This is a genomic window from Rhizobium sp. 1399, from assembly GCF_031455475.1.
Classification (GTDB): Bacteria; Pseudomonadota; Alphaproteobacteria; order Rhizobiales; family Rhizobiaceae; genus Rhizobium.
Map to the genome: position 1 here is coordinate 193,637 of NZ_JAVDSU010000002.1, position 17,738 is coordinate 211,374.

General features: G+C 60.9%; 19 protein-coding genes and 1 pseudogene. 8 read left to right on the forward strand and 12 right to left on the reverse strand.

Annotated features, from left to right (window positions below; translation table 11 throughout):
• Nucleotides 1–105: 105 nt before the first annotated feature.
• The 3 genes from J2X71_RS06870 to oiaX all read right to left on the reverse strand — a co-directional run bounded on the left by J2X71_RS06870 (nt 106) and on the right by oiaX (nt 3,623).
• On the reverse strand, nt 106–933 hold the full coding sequence (locus J2X71_RS06870) for a phosphogluconate dehydrogenase C-terminal domain-containing protein (protein WP_007820524.1): 828 nt from the start codon (nt 931–933) through the stop codon (nt 106–108).
• A gap of 96 nt (nt 934–1,029) precedes the next feature.
• Nucleotides 1,030–2,364, reverse strand: a complete 1,335-nt coding sequence (locus J2X71_RS06875) for a four-carbon acid sugar kinase family protein (protein ID WP_310380422.1) — start codon at nt 2,362–2,364, stop codon at nt 1,030–1,032.
• A gap of 2 nt (nt 2,365–2,366) precedes the next feature.
• Nucleotides 2,367–3,623, reverse strand: a complete 1,257-nt coding sequence (oiaX, locus tag J2X71_RS06880) for a 3-oxo-isoapionate-4-phosphate decarboxylase OiaX (protein WP_310380424.1) — start codon at nt 3,621–3,623, stop codon at nt 2,367–2,369.
• Nucleotides 3,624–3,804: 181 nt separating this feature from the next.
• Here oiaX and J2X71_RS06885 point away from each other — a divergent pair, with 181 nt between their 5' ends.
• Nucleotides 3,805–4,509 (forward strand): transcriptional regulator NanR, encoded by a 705-nt coding sequence (locus tag J2X71_RS06885; RefSeq protein ID WP_310382156.1) that lies wholly within the window; start codon nt 3,805–3,807, stop codon nt 4,507–4,509.
• 55 nt (nt 4,510–4,564) lie between these two features.
• Here the strand turns inward: J2X71_RS06885 and J2X71_RS06890 are convergent, their stop codons facing one another.
• On the reverse strand, nt 4,565–5,308 hold the full coding sequence (locus tag J2X71_RS06890) for an SDR family NAD(P)-dependent oxidoreductase (protein WP_310380425.1): 744 nt from the start codon (nt 5,306–5,308) through the stop codon (nt 4,565–4,567).
• A gap of 178 nt (nt 5,309–5,486) precedes the next feature.
• Nucleotides 5,487–6,053: a hypothetical protein gene (locus J2X71_RS06895; RefSeq protein ID WP_310380427.1), complete on the reverse strand. Its 567-nt coding sequence runs from the start codon at nt 6,051–6,053 to the stop codon at nt 5,487–5,489.
• Nucleotides 6,054–6,284: 231 nt separating this feature from the next.
• Here J2X71_RS06895 and J2X71_RS06900 point away from each other — a divergent pair, with 231 nt between their 5' ends.
• Nucleotides 6,285–7,025, forward strand: coding sequence for a DUF6683 family protein (locus tag J2X71_RS06900; protein ID WP_310380430.1), 741 nt, complete (start codon nt 6,285–6,287; stop codon nt 7,023–7,025).
• 7 nt (nt 7,026–7,032) lie between these two features.
• On the opposite strand, the gene J2X71_RS06905 is transcribed toward J2X71_RS06900, so the two are convergent.
• A complete protein-coding gene (locus tag J2X71_RS06905; RefSeq protein ID WP_310380432.1) occupies nt 7,033–7,665 on the reverse strand; it encodes a pyridoxamine 5'-phosphate oxidase family protein in 633 nt (210 codons plus the stop codon).
• Nucleotides 7,666–7,720: 55 nt separating this feature from the next.
• The gene (locus tag J2X71_RS06910) at nt 7,721–8,266 is read right to left on the reverse strand and encodes a peroxidase-related enzyme (protein ID WP_310380434.1); all 546 of its coding nucleotides are present in this window, start codon (nt 8,264–8,266) and stop codon (nt 7,721–7,723) included.
• Nucleotides 8,267–8,387: 121 nt separating this feature from the next.
• Here J2X71_RS06910 and J2X71_RS06915 point away from each other — a divergent pair, with 121 nt between their 5' ends.
• From J2X71_RS06915 to J2X71_RS06940, 6 genes are all read left to right on the forward strand, one after another.
• Nucleotides 8,388–9,308, forward strand: coding sequence for a LysR substrate-binding domain-containing protein (locus J2X71_RS06915; RefSeq protein ID WP_310380436.1), 921 nt, complete (start codon nt 8,388–8,390; stop codon nt 9,306–9,308).
• Between the two features lie 119 nt (nt 9,309–9,427).
• Nucleotides 9,428–9,904, forward strand: coding sequence for a MarR family transcriptional regulator (locus J2X71_RS06920; RefSeq protein ID WP_310380438.1), 477 nt, complete (start codon nt 9,428–9,430; stop codon nt 9,902–9,904).
• The gene (locus J2X71_RS06925) at nt 9,901–11,970 is read left to right on the forward strand and encodes an FUSC family protein (protein ID WP_310380441.1); all 2,070 of its coding nucleotides are present in this window, start codon (nt 9,901–9,903) and stop codon (nt 11,968–11,970) included. Before J2X71_RS06920 ends, J2X71_RS06925 begins: the two co-directional genes overlap by 4 nt.
• A gap of 5 nt (nt 11,971–11,975) precedes the next feature.
• Complete coding sequence (locus J2X71_RS06930; RefSeq protein WP_025668935.1) at nt 11,976–12,185, forward strand: DUF1656 domain-containing protein; 210 nt, start codon at nt 11,976–11,978, stop codon at nt 12,183–12,185.
• On the forward strand, nt 12,182–13,045 hold the full coding sequence (locus J2X71_RS06935; protein ID WP_310380444.1) for an HlyD family secretion protein: 864 nt from the start codon (nt 12,182–12,184) through the stop codon (nt 13,043–13,045). The genes J2X71_RS06930 and J2X71_RS06935 overlap by 4 nt, the downstream gene beginning before the upstream one ends.
• A 153-nt stretch (nt 13,046–13,198) precedes the next feature.
• Nucleotides 13,199–13,801 carry a hypothetical protein gene (locus J2X71_RS06940; protein WP_310380447.1) on the forward strand — a complete coding sequence of 201 codons (603 nt, stop codon included), beginning with the start codon at nt 13,199–13,201 and terminating at the stop codon, nt 13,799–13,801.
• Nucleotides 13,802–13,985: 184 nt separating this feature from the next.
• Here the strand turns inward: J2X71_RS06940 and J2X71_RS06945 are convergent.
• The 5 genes and pseudogenes from J2X71_RS06945 to J2X71_RS06965 form a co-directional block, all read right to left on the reverse strand.
• Nucleotides 13,986–14,407, reverse strand: a pseudogene (locus J2X71_RS06945) (type II toxin-antitoxin system VapC family toxin).
• On the reverse strand, nt 14,404–14,649 hold the full coding sequence (locus J2X71_RS06950) for a FitA-like ribbon-helix-helix domain-containing protein (RefSeq protein WP_310380449.1): 246 nt from the start codon (nt 14,647–14,649) through the stop codon (nt 14,404–14,406). The pseudogene J2X71_RS06945 and the gene J2X71_RS06950 overlap by 4 nt, the downstream one beginning before the upstream one ends.
• A 104-nt stretch (nt 14,650–14,753) precedes the next feature.
• Entirely contained in the window at nt 14,754–15,083 is a 330-nt protein-coding gene (locus J2X71_RS06955) for an L-rhamnose mutarotase (protein ID WP_310380451.1), read from the reverse strand.
• 3 nt (nt 15,084–15,086) lie between these two features.
• Nucleotides 15,087–16,205, reverse strand: coding sequence for a mandelate racemase/muconate lactonizing enzyme family protein (locus J2X71_RS06960; RefSeq protein ID WP_310380453.1), 1,119 nt, complete (start codon nt 16,203–16,205; stop codon nt 15,087–15,089).
• Between the two features lie 8 nt (nt 16,206–16,213).
• Nucleotides 16,214–17,737 (reverse strand): sugar ABC transporter ATP-binding protein, encoded by a 1,524-nt coding sequence (locus tag J2X71_RS06965; RefSeq protein WP_310380455.1) that lies wholly within the window; start codon nt 17,735–17,737, stop codon nt 16,214–16,216.
• Nucleotide 17,738: the final 1 nt, after the last annotated feature.

Consider the following 17,738-nt stretch of genomic DNA (forward strand, 5'->3'; position numbering starts at 1 on the left):
CCAACCCCGGTTCGGTTCAATCCATGCGAGATCGAAAACCGGCCCGTCTTCAAAGTCCCCCCGGGCCGGCAAAGGCGGCAAGGCTCGAGCCCTGCCGCGGCAGTATCAGGTGATGCGCCGGATGCTGTCGGCGATCTCCTGAGGTTCGAAGACCTTCTTCCAGTCGTCGCGCATGAGGGCCGGAATGCCGAACTCGATCGCCTTGTTGCAGGCATCCGAGAACACACCGTCGACTTCCTTGAAGATGACGGCGCCGAGCACGTTCATGTGGCCGAGCAGGAAGTCGCGGGCGGCTTCCGCTGGAACACCGCGGGCGACGCATTCGTCCATCGCCTGGCGCATGATCACGAGCAGCGAGGCGCAGACGGTTTCCGAAAGGCCGGGCTCCAGCATCGCCATCTGGTCGACCGTGACGCGGTGCGAGCGCATGACCGGCGCCCAGATAACCTTTGCGATCTCTTCGCCGAGGCCGTAAGCGCTTTCCGGACCCTGCATCAGGGCGGAGACGATGTGCTGCTTGGCAAAGAGGCCACCAAAATGGTCCTTCTTGGCCTGCATCTCCGTCTCGTCGTTGAAGATCGGCGGATGGCAGGGGTGGGTCACGAAATAGGTTAGGTCCGCGCGCTCAGGCAGATGGCCGGCAAAGGGGGCGGCGGCGTCGAGGGCGACGACCATCGTGCCGGGCTTCAGCTTGTCGACGATACCAGCTGCAACCTTGCCGATCGCGGTATCCGGTACGGCGAGGATCACGACATCAGCGCCATCGAGCGCGGCATCGGCCGGCGTACAATCGATGCCGAGATCGTTCTTCAGGCGCGCCTTGCCGGCGTCGCTGACCTCGACATGACGAACATCAAAACGGGAACCTTTGAGATTTTTGGCCAGCCGGTATCCCATTTTTCCGCCGGCGCCAAAGAGGGCAATTGCAGTCATGTTTCCTCACCTTCATATGCGGGATTGGTATCGTAACTGGTATGATGAGTCAATCACCATTCCATTATCGTTCGCGGACGAAGTCACCTGATTGCATCATGCCTTCCTTCCGTCCCGGATCTGCGCGAAATAGCCGTCGGCGCCGACTTGCCCGCCCTTCAGCGCAATCTGCAGCCCGTCCGTCGACGCGTAGCCGCCATGGGCGGTGCAGAGCGGCGAACCGGGGGTCTGCGGCAGCGGCAAGAGGGTCGTCAGTGCATCGACGCGCAATTCCTTCAGCGCATGGCTCGACGTGTCGCCGCCGGCAATAACGGCGCGCGAAAGCCCTTCGGTTTGGACAAGGCGGCGCAGGATGGTTCCGAGCGCGCGACCCAGCCGATGACGGGCGCCGGGTAGCTGGTCGATATCGGCGCCGCGATCGGCCGAGGGTCCAAGGGCGGTGTGCAGGATGACGCTGCGGCCGGCTTTCAGCGCGGCAAGGCCTGCGGCGACCGCGACGTCCAGTGCCGCCTCGGCATTGGTGCCGACCAGTGCCAGAGGATCGAGTGGAATATCATGAAAGCCGTCGGCAATTGCCGTGCGAATCTGCCGTTCCGTCGTCGGCGAGACGCTGCCAGAGACGACGGCGAGCCGATCCACCTTACCCGGCGACTGAAACTCGACGCCCTGGCCGATCAGGCCCTTTTCGCGCCACGCATCGATGAGCGCATATTCGACGCCGGAGGAGCCGGCGACGAAACTGCCCTTGGCAGCCGCGATGCGCTGCAGCTGCCGGCCGGCGGAAGCCTGGCTCTCGGCGGAATCGACATCGAGAAGCAGGATGCCTGACGCCTCGGCGATCAGCTGGTCGGTCCTCGCGTCCGCATCGGGTGCTGACAGCAGCGTCAGGTCGGCGAGCGAAACGGCAAGGTCGGTCTGTTTGCCGAGATGAACGGCAAGATCCGCCTCCTGCATGGGCGTGACGGGATGACGGCTCATGACCGGGTGGCGGTCGATGCGGAAAACGCGCCCCTGATAGGCGGCAAAGAGATTGCCGAAGGCCGTATAGCGCTTGAGTTGCGGCGCACCGACGATGATGGGCACCAGCTCCTGCTCGAAGATCTCTTTGCCGATCTCGATCGCCTTGCCGATATTGCCGACCTCGGGCGCGGAATCGAATGTCGAACAGACCTTGTAGTGGCAGATATTCGCCTGCAAGCCTTTCAGCCATTGGAAGGCCAGGGCAAGATGTTCCTGCATCCAGGCCGGGCTCTCGCTGCGGCTCGTTCCGGCAATGCCGACAGCCCGGCAATCTCGGAAGCGGTCAATCAGTGCCTGCTCGGGAATGCCGAGGAAGAGCACGGTTGGAATGCCGTTGCTGGTGAGCGCTTCCATCACATCGGTGGAGCCGGTGAAATCGTCGCCGTAATAACTGACGAGCAGGTCGCGCATCCTCACGCCGCCTTGCCGTCGCTGAACTTGGCAATCGATGCAGCAAGTTCGGGATGATCTTTGGCGTAGTCGTCGAGCGGAATGTCGGCGACTGCTGCCTGCCAGGCCTGCTGCACGGCGCGTACGCCGGCTGCCGGTCCCTGCGGATGGCTGACGATGCCGCCGCCGCAGAGATAGAGAAGATCGGTGGTGCGGCCGGTGCGCTGATAGGTTTCGGGTGCCTGGCCGCCCCATTGGCCGGAGCCGGCGACGGGAAGCGGGCAGTCGGAGGGGGTAAAGAGCGGCGTGCTGATCGCCTTGAAGGAAACAACGAAGCTTTCGTCCGGCTCCCAGTATTTCACACGGATGCCGTTGATCTGGAACTGGTCGACGCCGAGCATCCGCCAGAGCTGTTGATAGACCTTGAAGTCGAGGCCGATGCCGGGGTGGCGCGTCAGCACGTCCCAGCCGTTGCGATGCGCATGCAGCACAAGGCCGGAGCGTTTGCGCAGGAAGCTCATGCCGCCAAAGCCGATCGAATTGATGTTGACGACGGCGCAGTTGCCGCCAGCCGCAAGCACGAGATCGTGGTTGCGCATCATCTCGTCGGGATCGGCATGCGAGATGCCGAACGCATACATGACCTTCTTGCCGGTCTTCTGCTCGTGATCGAGAATGCGGGGCATGATCGCCGCCACGCGCTCTTTCAGCGGCGAATAGGCAGGGCTCATCAGCTTCTCGTCGTCCTTGATGAAGTCGACGCCGGATTCGATCAGTTCGCCGACAAGCTCCGCCGTCTCGTGCGGCCGCAGACCGAGTGCCGGCTTGACGATCGTGCCGATGATCGGCCGCCCCTCGACGCCGGTCAGGCGCCGGCTGCCGGGAATGCCGAATTGCGGGCCGGGATGGGCTTGTCTGAAGGCCTCCGGAAGCTTCATGTCGACGACGCGCAGGCCGGTCATGCCCTTGATGGAAAAGGTCCCGCCGATCGCGATCGTCATCAGGGCCGAAAGATCCGTGCCGATCGCATCGAGCGGGAATGCGATATCGACATCGGCGCGCTGCAGCCGTACGCCTTCGGGCGCCTCCGGCCAGGAGGGATGGCCCGCATCTTCCAGCGAACGGATGGCAAGCACCCGGGCGGCGACCCGCGACTTCAATTCCTCTGTCTCGCCCGGAACCGGAACGAAGGTGCCGGTCGATTGATCAGAGGCGATCTTGTTCGCCATCGCTTCGACGCTGCCGGGCGTCTCGATGCGGTAGGTGAGGGTTATCATCATGAATTGCCGGTTGCTCCTCTCGCCACGTCAAGAAGCCATGGCGTCAACTTGTAATCTGGTATAATGAGTATTCCATTTTCTGCAATGGAAATTTTCAACAGGTGTGAATTTCGCGTGGCGCGCTTTGTCGTCGGTCGGTGAAAATGCTAAGGGGAGAGAAGATTTGAGCCAGCGAGACGCCATGACCTCAGCCATCGAGCCAATTGTCCGTCGAAAACTGTCTGATGAAGTTTTTGACCGGCTGGAACGGCTGATCACATCAGGAGAGTTGCAACCGGGCGACGAAATGCCCTCCGAGCGCGTTCTGATGGAACGCTTCGGCGTCGGCCGCCCCGCCATCCGCGAGGCGATGCAATCTCTCGCCAACAAGGGCCTCGTCAGCATCTCGCACGGCGAGCGGGCGAAGGTCTTGAAACTGACTGCCCAGTCGATCTTTCGCCAGGTCGACCTGACGGCGAAGATCATGCTGTCGCAATCGGCCGATTCGCTGGAGCACCTGAAGAGTGCCCGTATCTTCTTCGAGCGCGGCATGGCGCGGGAGGCCGCCCAGCGCGCCAAGCAGGCCGATGTCGAAGCGCTCCGCGAGATCATCGACCATCAGCGCGCCTCGCTCGGCCACGCCGAAGAATTCATTTCCGCCGACATGCGGTTCCATACCCGCATCGCCCAGATCTCCGGCAATCCGATCTATGTGGCCGTCAGCGAAGCCATGCTGGCATGGCTGAAGGAATATCATACGGAAATGCTGATCTGGACCGGCAAGGAAAAATATACGCTCGCCGAACATGAAGAGATCCTGGAGCAGCTTGCCGCCAACGACGTCGATGGCGCCGAAGCGGCGGTGCTCAAGCATCTGGAGCGTTCGCGTTCGCTCTATATGAAGTAGAGCCAGCCGCTTGCGGCGAACGGCGCGGCAACGCCATTCACGCGCAAACAGAATGTCAGTGGTGACAGCAATCCTGAGCCACTTCAGGCGCTGGCGGAACGTAAGCGGCAAATTCCTGCTCAAGTGCCTTTATGACGCCGGTGCGCCAGCCATCGGCAACGCGTTCGGAATAGGGGTCGGGGAAGATATCCTCCTCGCCTCTTTCGAAACCGTCGAGTATTCCCGCTGCCACCAGGGCAGGCGGCGACTTCGGTACCTCGAAGCCGCGTGTCATGTCGGTATCAACCGGCCCCGTGAAACAGCTGTGCACCGCGACACCTCGGCCTGACAAGAGCGCTCGGAAGGCCTGCATGAGATTATGTGCCGCCGCTTTCGAGATCGAATAGGCCGGCGTGGACGCGACCGGCACGAGTGCCGATAGGGAGAGATTGTTGATGATGGCGCCTTTCGACCGGGTCAGTGCCGGCAGCAAAGCCTGGGTCATCCTCAGCGGCCCGAAGAAATTGACCGCCAGATGGCGATTGATGATGTCTGTATCGCCGAGATCGTCGGGCATGAAGATGCCGGCATTGTTGATGAGGATATCGAGGTTCCCGACACTAGCGGCCGCCTTCTGGACATCCCACTCATCGGTAATATCGAGCTTTACGAAGGTGACGCGTTCATCGTCATGCTGTTGCTCGCCGCGCGATCCCGCATAAACGTGCTTTGCACCGCGCCGCAGCGCTTCGTCCATGAGAGCCCGGCCGATGCCGCGATTGGCGCCGGTGATCAGCACCGTTTTGTTTTCGATGTTCAAGACATGCTCCTATAATTGACCATGTCATCAGGAGGGGTTCCCTGATGATCGCCAAGGAGCCTAGGCCCGGGCCGCCAATGAGCGGGAGTAACAAGTCTGGCGGGATTTCTGAAGCGCTGATGACGGCAACAGCTACCCGTTTCGTTTTGTGTAATGCCCCTCTATTCTCAGTTTTTTACTACTTAGGCAGCTCGCCCAATTGCTGCGCCACCGACGGGTCGATCACTACAAGGAACATCAAGGCGCCCGCAGGCGCAAAGGCATCGGCAAGGCTGATGCCGAAAAAGGCCTTTCGTCCGCTGCCATCAACGATCCAGTAGCGAAAGCCCGGAGTGATGGACGACGTCATCTCGCCGACGAACTGGCTTGTCTGGAATGTCGCGAGCAACGTCTCTTCCTGAAAGCTGCCGCCACCCATTCCGAGAACCATGCAACCCTTTGCGGGCTTTTCCAGGACGGTGCCTTCGCTTACCTCCAGCAGAAAATCGTCGGGTGATTTCTCGCCCGGTGTTCCAATCTCCCAGAAGGTCTTGTTGGTCGGCATCATCATCGGCACGTTCGCCGGGCTGAGCCTATCGGTAGTCGTCGAGTTCTTGGAGGGCTGATAGGGCGCCATATCGATATTCTTGAAATCCGGAAACTGCACGAGACAGGTCTTCATGAAGACCTCGGCGACCCTGCCCTCAGCCATTGCCGGCGATGCCAGGAGAGCAAGATCAAGACATGCCGCAAGATGAGCCTTCACCGGAGCCTCCATCGTTTCTATCCGGATATTGCTCAAACTATCCCCGGAGGCTGAGGCAAAGTCCAGTTGCTGCTATAGCCACAGGGGTATGTCCGATGCCGCACATTCGCAATACGGTTCTGCGAGGATATGAAGCTGCGGGCATGCGGAGTAGGCCTCAAGCCATCCCTTCACCTTGCCGACACGAACACGCCGCATATATTCGCCTCGGTTGCGCCTTGGGGTTCCTTGATGAGACATGCTCGAATTATCGTCGTTGGGTTCAGTCTCTGCCTGCCGGTGAGCGCAAGCGCCCAGGCAGATTTTGCCGGGCCGCTGAGCCCCGGCGCCTTCGAGGCCACCTTGAATATGGGGCCGATCGCCGAGACGCTGCGCCGGCAGATGCAGCGCCCGGTGCCGCAATCGAACTCGGGAAAGCAAGCGCCTGCCGCAACCAAACCGGTCAGCGTCGCAGACTTTCGCTATACACCGTCGAAGTCGCGCCGTTCCGCCAATCTCGAGAATTTCGTATCGAAGACCAAAGCCGTCGATCCGAAAGGTGCTGACACGCTCGCCAAACTCTTTGCCTCGCAGGATATCATTGAGGCGATGCGCCCACCACTTGCCCGCTACGGCCTGAGGATCGACAATGTCGTCGATGCCTATACCGTCTGGCTGATCAGCAGCTGGCAGGCGACGCGTGGCACGACTGACGACCCGAGCCCGGCATCGACGGCTGCCGTGCGCCGACAGGTCATGAATGCCATGGCATCGGCCGCCATCGTCACCACCGCAGACGACGCGTCGAAGCAGGAGATGGCTGAAGCCCTGCTGCTGCAGGCGGCGCTGGTCGAAAGCGCCGTCGAGCAGTCTCAAAGCGATCCCGACCAGCTCCAGGCCGTCGGCCGGGCAGCAGCCCAGGGCGCTCGTGGCATGGGCATTGATCTCGCCGGTATGACGCTCACTGATCGGGGCATGGTTCCGGCTCAGTAGCCAGGCGCTACTCGGTATCTCCAGCGCGCGCGATCTGCGCCCGCAAGGCGGCATTCTCGGCTTCCAGCTCTGCGAGACGCTGGCGAAGCGGCTGGACGGCGACGGCGATCTCCGCCTCGGTATAGCGTGGTGTGATATGCTGCGGGCAATTCCAGTCGAAAGCTTCGAGGCGAAGGCGGAAAAGGCGTTCCGGCTTTGCGCGATAGGACGGCGTGGCGACAAGCTCCGTCAGCGTAGGATCCGTATCGAGCGCCAGCTTCTCGGCATGCGCATAGATCTTCAGCCGCGCGCGGCGGGGATAATCCATGAGAAAGAGGCAGACCCGCTCATTGGCCGCGAGATTGCCGACGCTTATATACTGCCGGTTGCCGCGATAATCTGCAAAGGCAAGCGTGCGATCGTCGACCACCTTGAGAAAGCCCTGTGGACCACCCCGGTGCTGGACATAGGGCCAGCCCGTTTCGGAAACGGAGGCCATGTAGAAACTGTCGCGCGACCCAATGAAGGCGCTCTCGTTTTCCGTGAAGCGGTCGAAACTCCTGTCGGTCGGCAGGTTGGTCCAGAAATCCTGAACACCCATTTCGGCCTGGGCTGCGCGCACGCTGGGCGTCGAGGCTATATCGAGAAATCCGTAGGACATGATCCATCTCCTCAAGGTTGGGAGGGAGCGGAGCTTCAGCTCCGCTCGTCATCCATTAGGCGGCATTGGCAGCGGACACGACCGGGAAGTCGATATCGGTCTTGGCGACTTCGTTCAGATAATTGGTGAAAGTGTTTTCGGCGACCAGAGCGACGATTTCGACGACCTGCGCATCCGAAAAACCGGCGGCGCGGACGCTCGCGATATCGGCGTCGGAGACATGACCACGCGCCTCGGCGATCTTTGCCGCAAAGCCGACGGCAGCATTCGCCTTGGCATCGGCAGAGGCACCTTTCCTGTTGAGGGCGATTTCTTCCGGGCTGATCTTTGCAAGGTTGAGGCCGAGATAGGTATGGGCCGACAGGCAGTAGTCGCAGCCGTTCACTTCAGCGACGGCCAGAGCGATCCGTTCACGCGTCTTGACATCGAGTGTCCTGGAAAGGGCGTTCTGGAAGCTGGTGAAGGCGGTCAGCGCGGCCGGGCTGTTGGCGATAAGGCGGAAGATATTCGGAACCGAGCCTAGCGTCTTCTGGATGGCGTCGAGCGTTGGTTTTGTTGCTTCTGGTGCATCGTCCTTGGCGGGAATGATAATACGGGACATGGAGATCTCCTTCGCTGCCGCCAAACCGTGATTGGCTTGTTGAAGCAAATGTGTCGATTTCCATTCACCAAGAGAATATACTTAAAATGAAAGTAATTTTACCGGAAAATGGAAGAGTGGTTTGGATCGGTTCGAAGCCATGTCGATGTTGCTGGAGGTGGTGGACAGGGGAAACCTGTCGGCGGCCAGCCGTTCGCTGAAAATTCCCCTGCCGACTCTGAGCCGCAAGATCACCGATCTGGAGACGCTGCTCGGAACCAAGCTCTTGACCCGCACCACTCGCAGGATCGCCTTGACCGATGCAGGCACGACCTATGTCGATGCCGCCAGACGAATCCTCGAGCAGGTGGAGGAGGCCGAACGTCAGGCATCCGGCGAATTCGCCATGCCGAAGGGCGAGTTGGTGATCACAGCTCCGGTGCAGTTCGGCCGCCTTCACGTACTGCCTGTCGTGACGGACTTTTTGGCCACCTTTCCGGCGATCAACGTGCGGCTGATGCTGGCGGACCGCAATATCGATCTCGTCGACGAGCATGTCGATATGGCCGTGCGCATCGGCAATTTGCCCGACAGCGCCATGGTCGCCACGCGCGTCGGTACGGTTCGCAGGGTCGTCTGCGGCAGTCCGGCCTTCTTTGCCGGCCGCGGTGTGCCGAAGGAGCCAGCCGATCTTCTGGGCCTGCCCTGCATCAGCGTCGAGATCCTGACGCCAACCGCCGGCTGGCAGTTCCGGAAGGTCGGAGCAGCAAAGGCCATCGAGGTGTCGATCAGCCCGCGACTTTCCGTCACCACGACCGAGGCGGCGGCCGAGGCCGCCATCCGCGGCGCCGGCATCACCAGGCTGCTTTATTACCAGGTCGCAGGGGCGGTCGCGGCTGGCGCACTGAAACTCGTGCTTGAAGACTTCGAACCGGAGCCCGCTCCCATCCACCTGGTCCATCTCGCCCGTGGCCAGATGCCGCTCAAAATGCGCCACTTTCTGGATTTCGCCGCACCCCGGCTGAGAGCGAGCGTCGCTGCCCTGCAATCTTCCTCCAGGTAAGGCAATTCCTGCTCATCTCCATCCTGACGCCAGCTGTCTTCGGACATCCGTCGGGAGCAATTTCCGTTCGTTTTAGAATATCGTTTGAATCCTAACTATTTTAATGCTACTAGAATGACATGCAATCATTTACGTCCCTTCAGCGCGTTTTCACCGCGAACCTTCTGTCGACCGGCCGCAGCTGGCGCCGGGCGGTGGATCTTGCGCTGACCTCCCACGGCATCTCGGAAGCCTGCGCAGCGCCATTGCTGTGGATTGGCCGTTTGGGCGGTGGTGTGCGCCAGGTCGTGCTGGCCAATCACGTTGGCATCGAAGGGCCCTCTCTGGTCAGGTTGCTCGACCAGCTGGAAGCGCTCGGTCTCGTGGTGCGCAAGGATGATCCGATCGACAGGCGGGCAAAGGGTCTCTGGCTGACGGAGGAGGGCCAGAGCCTCGCAACCCGGATGGAGACCGTTCTCGATGACCTGCGCGGCAGGATCCTCGCGAATGTCAGTGAAGCCGATCTTGAAGCGGCGGTCCGCGTTCTGCAGGCCTTCGAAGAGATCAACCCGTCGCAGGTTGCGGCGGTTGCACAGCAGTTTGAGGAAACATCGTGACCCTTCCCTCCTGGCGGGACTGGCTTTTCTCGGCCAAGGCCTTCCTCGCCTCCATGCTTGCCCTTTTCATTGCCTTGTCCCTGGACCTGCCGCGGCCTTACTGGGCAATGGCGGCCGTCTATGTCGTCGCCAATCCGCTCGCGGGGGCGACAAGTTCGAAGGGCCTCTATCGCGCGCTCGGCACGCTTCTCGGCGCAAGTGCGGCCGTCTTCTTCGTGCCGCTCTTTGTCAATGCGCCGGAGCTTTTGAGCATCGTCATCGCGCTCTGGACCGGCACTTTGCTGTTCATCTCGATGCTGGACCGCTCTTCGCGCAGCTATGTCTTCATGCTGGCCGGCTATTCCCTGCCGCTTATCGCGCTACCGTCCGTCGGTTCGCCTGACACCATCTTCGACACAGCCCTTGCCCGCTCGGAAGAGATCATTATCGGCATCGTCTGCGCCAGCCTCGTCAGTGCCGTCGTCTTCCCGACCAGTGTGCGCAGCGTGCTCGGCCAGCGCATTTCCACCTGGCTTGACGATGCCGGCAGCTGGGCCAATGATATTCTGCGCGGCGAGGGTGCGACGCCGGCAACGCCCTTGAAACGGCAGAAGCTTGCCGCCGACGTCACCGGCCTCGACCTCATCATCAGCCAGCTTGGTTACGATGCGGGCAGCCGCGATATCGTACGCCATTCGCGTGAAGTGCGCGGCCGTCTCCTGATGCTGCTGCCGCTCTTCTCCTCGCTCGCAGATCGTCTTCATGCGTTGAAGACCGAGCGCGAGGTGCTGCCAAAAGATCTGATCTGCCTGCTGAACGAAGTCGCGGACTGGCTGAGCCTCGGCGCGAAATCTCAAGCTGACGACACGACTGAAAAGCTGGCGCAGCGGATCGAAAGTCTCCGCGAGGCCGACCCGGATCGGCGCTGGGGCGACCTGCTGCTTTCCAGTGCGCTGGCGCGGCTGAAGGAGATCGTGGATCTCTGGCAGGATTGCCTGACGCTGCGCGACGAAATCATCAGCGGCAAACATTCCGGTCCTTGGCGGCCGGCCTTTCGCCATCGCCAGATCGTCGGCCGTATCAGGCATTTCGATTATGCGCTGCTCGCCTTCCAGGCCGGCGCCGTCGTAGCCGGCATTCTGGTCGCCTGCCTGTTCTGGATCTATAGCGGCTGGCAGAATGGCGCCGGCTTCGTCACCATGGCAGCCGTTGCCTGCTCCTTCTTCGCAGCGCTTGATCGGCCGGCACCGTTCATCACCTCGATGTTCATCTGGTGCGGCATCAGTCTCATCATCTCCTTCGTCTATATTTTCGGCATCCTGCCGATGGTCAACAGCTACGAGCTCCTGGTTCTTGTCTTCGCTCCGCCCTTCCTGCTCTTGGGGTTGATGATCCCCAAGCCGCAGTTCAACATGTTGGCCATGCTCTTGACCGTAAACAGCGCCTCCTTCATCGCGTTGCAGGACCGTTACACGTCGGATTTCACCAGCTTCACCAATGAGGCGATCGCGGCCCTTGCCGGTATCGGCTTTGCGCTGGTCTGGACGCTGATTGCCCGTCCCTTCGGCGCCGAGCTTGCCGCCTGGCGGCTGGTGCGGGCGGGCTGGACCGATCTTGCCGAGACGGCGGCAGGCGAACGCCGCGCCGATCACCAGCGGCTTTCCGGCCGCATTCTCGATCGCCTCGGCCAGCTCGTACCGCGTCTTGCCGTCGTCGAGGACCGCGAATTGAAGAAGGTGGATGGCTTTGCCGAAGTGCGCATCGGCTTCAACGTGCTGATGCTGCAGAACGAACGCAAGAGACTGCGTGGCGCGAGCGCCGCATCGCTTGGCGCGGTTCTCTCCGGCGTCGCCGAGTTCTATCATGACCGTATTGCGGCCGGTCGGGCGCTCGATCCGCAGGACGGCCTGCGCCAATCGATCGACGACAGCCTCAAAATCATTGCGCTCGAAGACAACAGGCGCGGCGCCGACAGCATCGACGCCCTCGTCGGCCTCAGACGCGCTCTTTTCCCTGACGCAGCCCCGCCAGCAAGCTGGCACGCGGCCGAGGCTGCGCCGCAACTCCTCCCGCTTGCCGCCGAGTAATTGTCATGCCCGCAGAATTTGATGTTTACGGCGTCTATGTCCCACGCCTCCTCGTTCTCATGGTGCTGAGCCTGATGCTGATCATCGTCATCAGACGGATGCTGGCCTGGCTCGGTGCCTATTCCCTCGTCTGGCACCGCGGTCTCTTCGACCTCGCCCTCTACGTGCTCGTCCTTGGAGCCGTTTCCTCCTTCACACGCTGGTATTTCGCATGAACTCCCTGAAATTCATTGGTCGCCTCATCGTCACTCTTGCCATGGTCGTCGCTGCGGTCTTCGTCGGCCGCGGGCTCTGGGGCCATTATATGGACGAGCCCTGGACGCGCGATGCGCGACTGCGCGCCGATGTCGTCGGGATCGCGCCCGATGTCTCCGGCCTCGTAAGCGAGGTGCTCGTCACCGATAATCAGGCGGTGAAGACGGGCGATATCCTCTTCCGCGTCGACCGCGCACGTTTCTCGATCGCGCTCGCACAATCCGAAGCGGCACTCGAAGGCAGCAAGGCTGCGCTCGACCAGGCACACCGTGAGCGCGAGCGCCAGGAGCGCCTCGGGCAAGCCGCGTCCCTGCAGCAGAAGGAACAAGCGCAGACGGCCGAAGAACAGGCCGAGGCCGCCTTCCGCCAGGCGACCGCCAACCGCGATCTCGCTGCGCTCAATCTCGAACGCTCGGAGATCAAGGCGACGGTCAATGGAACGGTCTCCAATCTCAGCCTGCGCCCGGGCGACTATGTCAGCGCCGGAACCGCCAAGATTGCCTTGATCGATACCGATTCCCTGCGTGTCGAGGGCTATTTTGAGGAAACCAAGCTGCAGCGCATCCATCCCGGCGACAAGGTTTCGATCCATTTGATGGGCCAGTCGCAGAGACTTGGCGGCCATGTCGAAAGCATAGCAACCGGCATCGAGGACCGCGAACGCACCGCCGGTACCGGCCTTCTCGCCAACATCAACCCCACCTTCAGCTGGGTGCGCCTTGCCCAGCGCGTGCCCGTGCGCATCAGCATCGACAATGTGCCTGATGATGTCAGGCTGATCGCCGGGCTGACGGCAACCGTCGAGGTGGACAAGAGCTGATGGCAAGCTTTCGTGTGGCCTGCGAATCTGGATAATAATGCAGGCTGAACAAGATCGAAGGTGAGATCACCGGGGCTTCGCAGAATGATAAAATCCGCTTGCAGGCACGCAGTCCTTGTCGCTGCTGTGCTGCTGTCATCGGTGGTCGCCACAATGGCGCAGAGCCAGCCCGTCTCGGTCTGGAGCGACTTCATCCGGAACAGGCGCGATCTCGCCGCTCTCAATGAGCACAAACGGAAAAAAATCCTCAATGACCTCGGTGCGGCGATCATGGCCGATCCCGACGGCGTGAGTATCGAGATCGAAAGAAGCAGGGGCGCGCCGGCGCTTTGCCAATATATGCGCGTCATGTTCGCAAGCGACAGAACGCCTGAGGTGGTTGATCAGCTTGACGCCGTGCTCCATTGGGGCAAGCCGGATAAATCCATCCGCGAGATGCTGAGTACACCCGCCTATGACGACGGCAGCACCTGGTTTCCAAGGGCGAAGAGAGCTGGCTATTTCACCGGTTGCGTGGCCGGGGTGCTCGATGGAAAGAGGAGAAGCAGCACGAGCCTCGCGAGCCGATTACCTTTGCTCCTGAGTTCGAGGGATCAAACCATCATTGCCCTGCAGATTGCCGAGCGCTTGAAGATTGGACGGCCATCCAAAGGCGATAGCTATGCCAAGTGGATGCTGAATGGCCTATCGAAAAAAGACCTTGTCTCCCCGGATGTGATGGATTGGTTTGAGCTTGGTTTCGACAGAGCGTATTGAATGGGTTCAATAAGCACAGCTGTCGCAATCGCGATGCGGCCCGGCAATTATCTTGCCTGCCGGACGTCGAGCAGCACCACCACATTGAAGAGAATGATCAGCAAGGATAGGGCGGGCCTAGGCGTGGATAGTCGGAAAATTTGCAACCGACCGACCCCAGCCCTGATGAGATCGCCTATTTAGATCAGCTTGCCTTCCACGTGTTCACGACCGCCAGGCCGATATTCTCGAAATCGGCTTCGTTGCGCGTCGCAAGCGACGCGCAACGAGATAAGGTTATGGCTGCGATTTGTGCATCAAATTGGCTGATGGGGCGACCGGCAGCGCGCGGCCTAGTCGCTATAGTGGCATAGACGTCAGCTGCTTCGCGATCGAAGGGTAGGACACGCCCTGCAAGATCCTCATTGAAGATCGTATTATTGTGGCCTCTAGCTCCCGACGGCGGCGACCTCCGGGTAGTAAACGCAATCCGTACAGGATTTCTGCCTCGGTGATAGACGTCGTGAATACAGAAGCTGGGCCCTGCTCGGCCAACCAGTCGATGACGGCTGGACTCGGGGATGACACCAGCAGCTCGGAAAGAACATTTGTATCGAGGATGATCACTTTTCGAGGTCCGGCATGTCACGAATAGGCTCACGTGCGGGAATATCAAGGTCAACGCCACCAGTCGGTGCAACGCGTGCCCTGATGGATTGAACAAGGTTGCGTGGTGTCTCGCCGGTGGCCAGTGCCGATCGAAGAATATCGCGCGCTTCCTCTTCCATGGACCGGACGTGGCGCGCAGCCCGGATTCGCAGGCGCCGTTTCAGCGCATCATCGATATTGCGGATGGTGATGCTGGCCATAAAGGCCTCCTGATATCGTTGATTGCGCATAATGCAATGATGGCAGAATTGCAATTCAATGGATCCCGGAAGCGTTCTGTTTCGGGCGCGTGAGCAACGCCGGTTCAATCAAAGTGAAACACTTCCGGCATCATCGCCCACCACTCACCGTCCTTGCGCGTAGCAAGCGGCTTCTGGCAGGGCATGCAGGCCGCCCACCATTGCCGATTTGCCGGATCGGCGGCCATCTTCGCCATATCGGCTTCGAAATCGTCACCGACATATTCCCAATAGCCGAACAGCAGGTTTTCCGGCTCCTTCAGGAAGATCGAATAGTTGGTGATGTTGCAGGCCGAAAGCAGCGCCAGGATCTCCGGCCAGACGGCCGCATGCAGCGCCTTGTAGTCTGCGACCCTGTCAGGCTCCAGACCGATCACCATGCCCATGCGCTGCATGTTCTACCGCCCTTTCGAGATTTCCGTCGTGAATTCGGCGATGCTGCGTTTCTTGACGGCATCCCAGTCCCATTCGATGCCGATGCCGGGTTCGGAGGGGGCGATGGCGCGGCCGTCGCGGATTTCCATGCCCTTGGTGGTCAGATCGTCGAGCTGCGGAATGTATTCGACATATTTGCCGTTCTGGATCGCGCAGACCAGGCTGACATGCAGCTCCATCAGGAAATGCGGACAGACGGGGATATCGAAGGCTTCGGCCGCATGCGCAACCTTCAGCCAGGGTGTGATGCCGCCGATGCGGGCAACATCCACCTGCACGATCGAGCAGGCGCCCTTCTGCATATATTCGCGGAAATGCCGGATCGAATAGATGGATTCGCCGACGGCAATCGGCGTCGGGGTCGAGCGCGACAGCCGGATATGGCCGTCGAGATCGTCGGCCGGCAGTGGTTCTTCGATCCAGGCGAGATCGAGTTCCCTCAGCCGTTCTGCCCGGCGGATCACTTCATCGATGGTAAAGCCTTGGTTGCAGTCGGTCATGATCTCGAAGCCATCGCCGAGAGCGGCGCGCACGGCAGACAGACGGGCATAATCCTCAGCGCCGTGCGGCTTGCCGATCTTCACCTTCGAGCCGCTAAAACCCTTCGCCTTCGCCTGCAGGGCGTCTTCGACAAGCGCCTCCTTTTCGATATGCAGCCAGCCGCCTTCGGTCGTATAGAGCGGGCAGCTCTGCTTGGCACCGCCGGCAAGTTTCCAGAGCGGCAGCTTGTGCTTCTTGGCTCTCAGATCCCAGAGTGCGATATCGACGGCCGCGAGCGCCAGCGCCGTGATCGCGCCGATCGTCGTTGCATGTGTGGCAAATTCCATTTTGTGCCAGATCGCCTCGATGCAATCGGCATCCTCGCCGATCAAGAGCGGCGCCAGATGGTCCGACAGAAGGCGCATGACGGAGGAGCCGCCGGTACCGATCGTGTAGGAATAACCGGTACCCGAGGCACCGTCGGAATCGGTGATGGTGACGATTGGCGTTTCCTGGCTGACGAAGTTCTGGATGGCGTCGGTACGCTTCACCTTCGGCGGCAGGTCCACCATGCGCAATTCGATCTTTTCAATGCGGGCCATGGTTCCTCCTAACGTGCCGTGCGGGTTTGGGCGGGTTCGGCCGCGTGGATTGCCGACATGATGGCGCGGCTTGCCGTCTCATATTTGCGGTCGTTTTCATGTTCGTGGACGATCCTGAAACCGTGCATGACGAGGATGCGGTCGGCGAGCGCCACCATTTCCGGCATGTCGCTGGAGATCAGCAGGATCGCCATGCCCTTGTCGGCAAGCCCGTTGATCAGCTCGTGAATATAGGCCTTGGCCTTGATGTCGATGCCGACGGTCGGCTCGTCGATGAAGAGGATATCGACATCGGCGGCGAGCCACTTGGCGAGCGACACCTTCTGCTGGTTGCCGCCCGAGAGATTGCCGACGAGCTGTTCGAGATTGGGCGTGCGGATTTCCAGCTGCCGGGCAAGTGGTGCGGCGGTCCTGCGCTCCTGGCCGGCGCCGATCAGGCCGAAGGTCGAGGCGATCTTGCCCCAGACGGTCATGGCGATATTCGAACGGATCGGATGAGCGAGGATGACCCCCTCATGTTTCCTGTCTTCGCTGACATAGCCCATGCGAAAGCGCTTGATCGCCTCCTCCACCGAGCCGATGCGCACCGGTTTGTCGTCGATCAGGACCGTGCCCGACTTAAGCTTGTCCTTGCCGATGATAGCGCGGACGAGCTCAGTGCGGCCGGCACCGACGAGGCCGTAGAGGCCGAGGATTTCACCGCGACGGAGGCAAAAAGAGATATTGCCGTGGCCGGTCGCTGTCGCGACATCGCGAAGCTCGATCTTTGGTGCACCTTCCTGCGGCTTGCCGGAGCGGGCAATCACCGGCCGCTCCGCGCGGCCAATCATCGCCTCGATCAGCGTCTGCCGTGTCATGCCGGCCATCGGCGCGCCACGCAGTGTCGTCTCTCCGTCGCGCAGAACCGTGACCCGGTCGCAAAGGCTCAAAACTTCTTCGAGCTTGTGGCTGACGAAGAGGATCGCGGTTCCCTGATCACGCAGTTGTCGCACGAGCCTGAAGAGAATTTCGGTCTCAGCATCGGTGATCGATGCCGTCGGCTCGTCGAGCAGCAGAACCTTGGCCTGGTGGCTGAGCGCCTTGGCAATCTCCACCATCTGCATCTGGGCGACGCTGAGGCGGCGCACTTCCATTGCCGGATCGACATCGAGGCCGACTTTGCGAAGGTGTTCGCGCGCCTGTTTGTTGGCGCGGCGAAAATCGACGAGGCCGTTTCGAACCGGCAGCCCTTCCAGGAGAATGTTTTCGGCCACCGAGAAGCGAGGGATCAGGTTACGCTCCTGATGCACCGCCGAAATGCCGAGGGCGATTGCATCGCGGGGCGAGGAGAGGGATAGAGGCGTGCCGTCCAGCGTCACTGTCCCGCTGTCTGGCCGATGGACGCCGGTGATGATCTTGATCAGCGTCGATTTGCCGGCGCCGTTTTCGCCCATCAGCGCATGGATCTCGCCGCCATTGAGGGTCAGAGATGCATTGTTGAGCGCCCGCACGCCCGGGAAGGACTTGCCGATCCGGTCCAGAATGAGTGCCATC

Excerpts from the sequence above, each read along its gene's own strand:
- J2X71_RS06870 (WP_007820524.1), bottom strand. The coding sequence starts at position 933 with ATGACTGCAATTGCCCTCTTTGGCGCCGGCGGAAAAATGGGATACCGG.
- J2X71_RS06875 (WP_310380422.1), bottom strand. The coding sequence starts at position 2,364 with ATGCGCGACCTGCTCGTCAGTTATTACGGCGACGATTTCACCGGCTCC.
- oiaX (WP_310380424.1), bottom strand. The coding sequence starts at position 3,623 with ATGATGATAACCCTCACCTACCGCATCGAGACGCCCGGCAGCGTCGAA.
- J2X71_RS06885 (WP_310382156.1), top strand. The coding sequence starts at position 3,805 with ATGACCTCAGCCATCGAGCCAATTGTCCGTCGAAAACTGTCTGATGAA.
- J2X71_RS06900 (WP_310380430.1), top strand. The coding sequence starts at position 6,285 with ATGAGACATGCTCGAATTATCGTCGTTGGGTTCAGTCTCTGCCTGCCG.
- J2X71_RS06905 (WP_310380432.1), bottom strand. The coding sequence starts at position 7,665 with ATGTCCTACGGATTTCTCGATATAGCCTCGACGCCCAGCGTGCGCGCA.
- J2X71_RS06910 (WP_310380434.1), bottom strand. The coding sequence starts at position 8,266 with ATGTCCCGTATTATCATTCCCGCCAAGGACGATGCACCAGAAGCAACA.
- J2X71_RS06920 (WP_310380438.1), top strand. The coding sequence starts at position 9,428 with ATGCAATCATTTACGTCCCTTCAGCGCGTTTTCACCGCGAACCTTCTG.
- J2X71_RS06930 (WP_025668935.1), top strand. The coding sequence starts at position 11,976 with ATGCCCGCAGAATTTGATGTTTACGGCGTCTATGTCCCACGCCTCCTC.
- J2X71_RS06935 (WP_310380444.1), top strand. The coding sequence starts at position 12,182 with ATGAACTCCCTGAAATTCATTGGTCGCCTCATCGTCACTCTTGCCATG.
- J2X71_RS06940 (WP_310380447.1), top strand. The coding sequence starts at position 13,199 with ATGGCGCAGAGCCAGCCCGTCTCGGTCTGGAGCGACTTCATCCGGAAC.
- J2X71_RS06950 (WP_310380449.1), bottom strand. The coding sequence starts at position 14,649 with ATGGCCAGCATCACCATCCGCAATATCGATGATGCGCTGAAACGGCGC.
- J2X71_RS06955 (WP_310380451.1), bottom strand. The coding sequence starts at position 15,083 with ATGCAGCGCATGGGCATGGTGATCGGTCTGGAGCCTGACAGGGTCGCA.
- J2X71_RS06960 (WP_310380453.1), bottom strand. The coding sequence starts at position 16,205 with ATGGCCCGCATTGAAAAGATCGAATTGCGCATGGTGGACCTGCCGCCG.
- J2X71_RS06965 (WP_310380455.1), bottom strand. The coding sequence starts at position 17,737 with ATGGCACTCATTCTGGACCGGATCGGCAAGTCCTTCCCGGGCGTGCGG.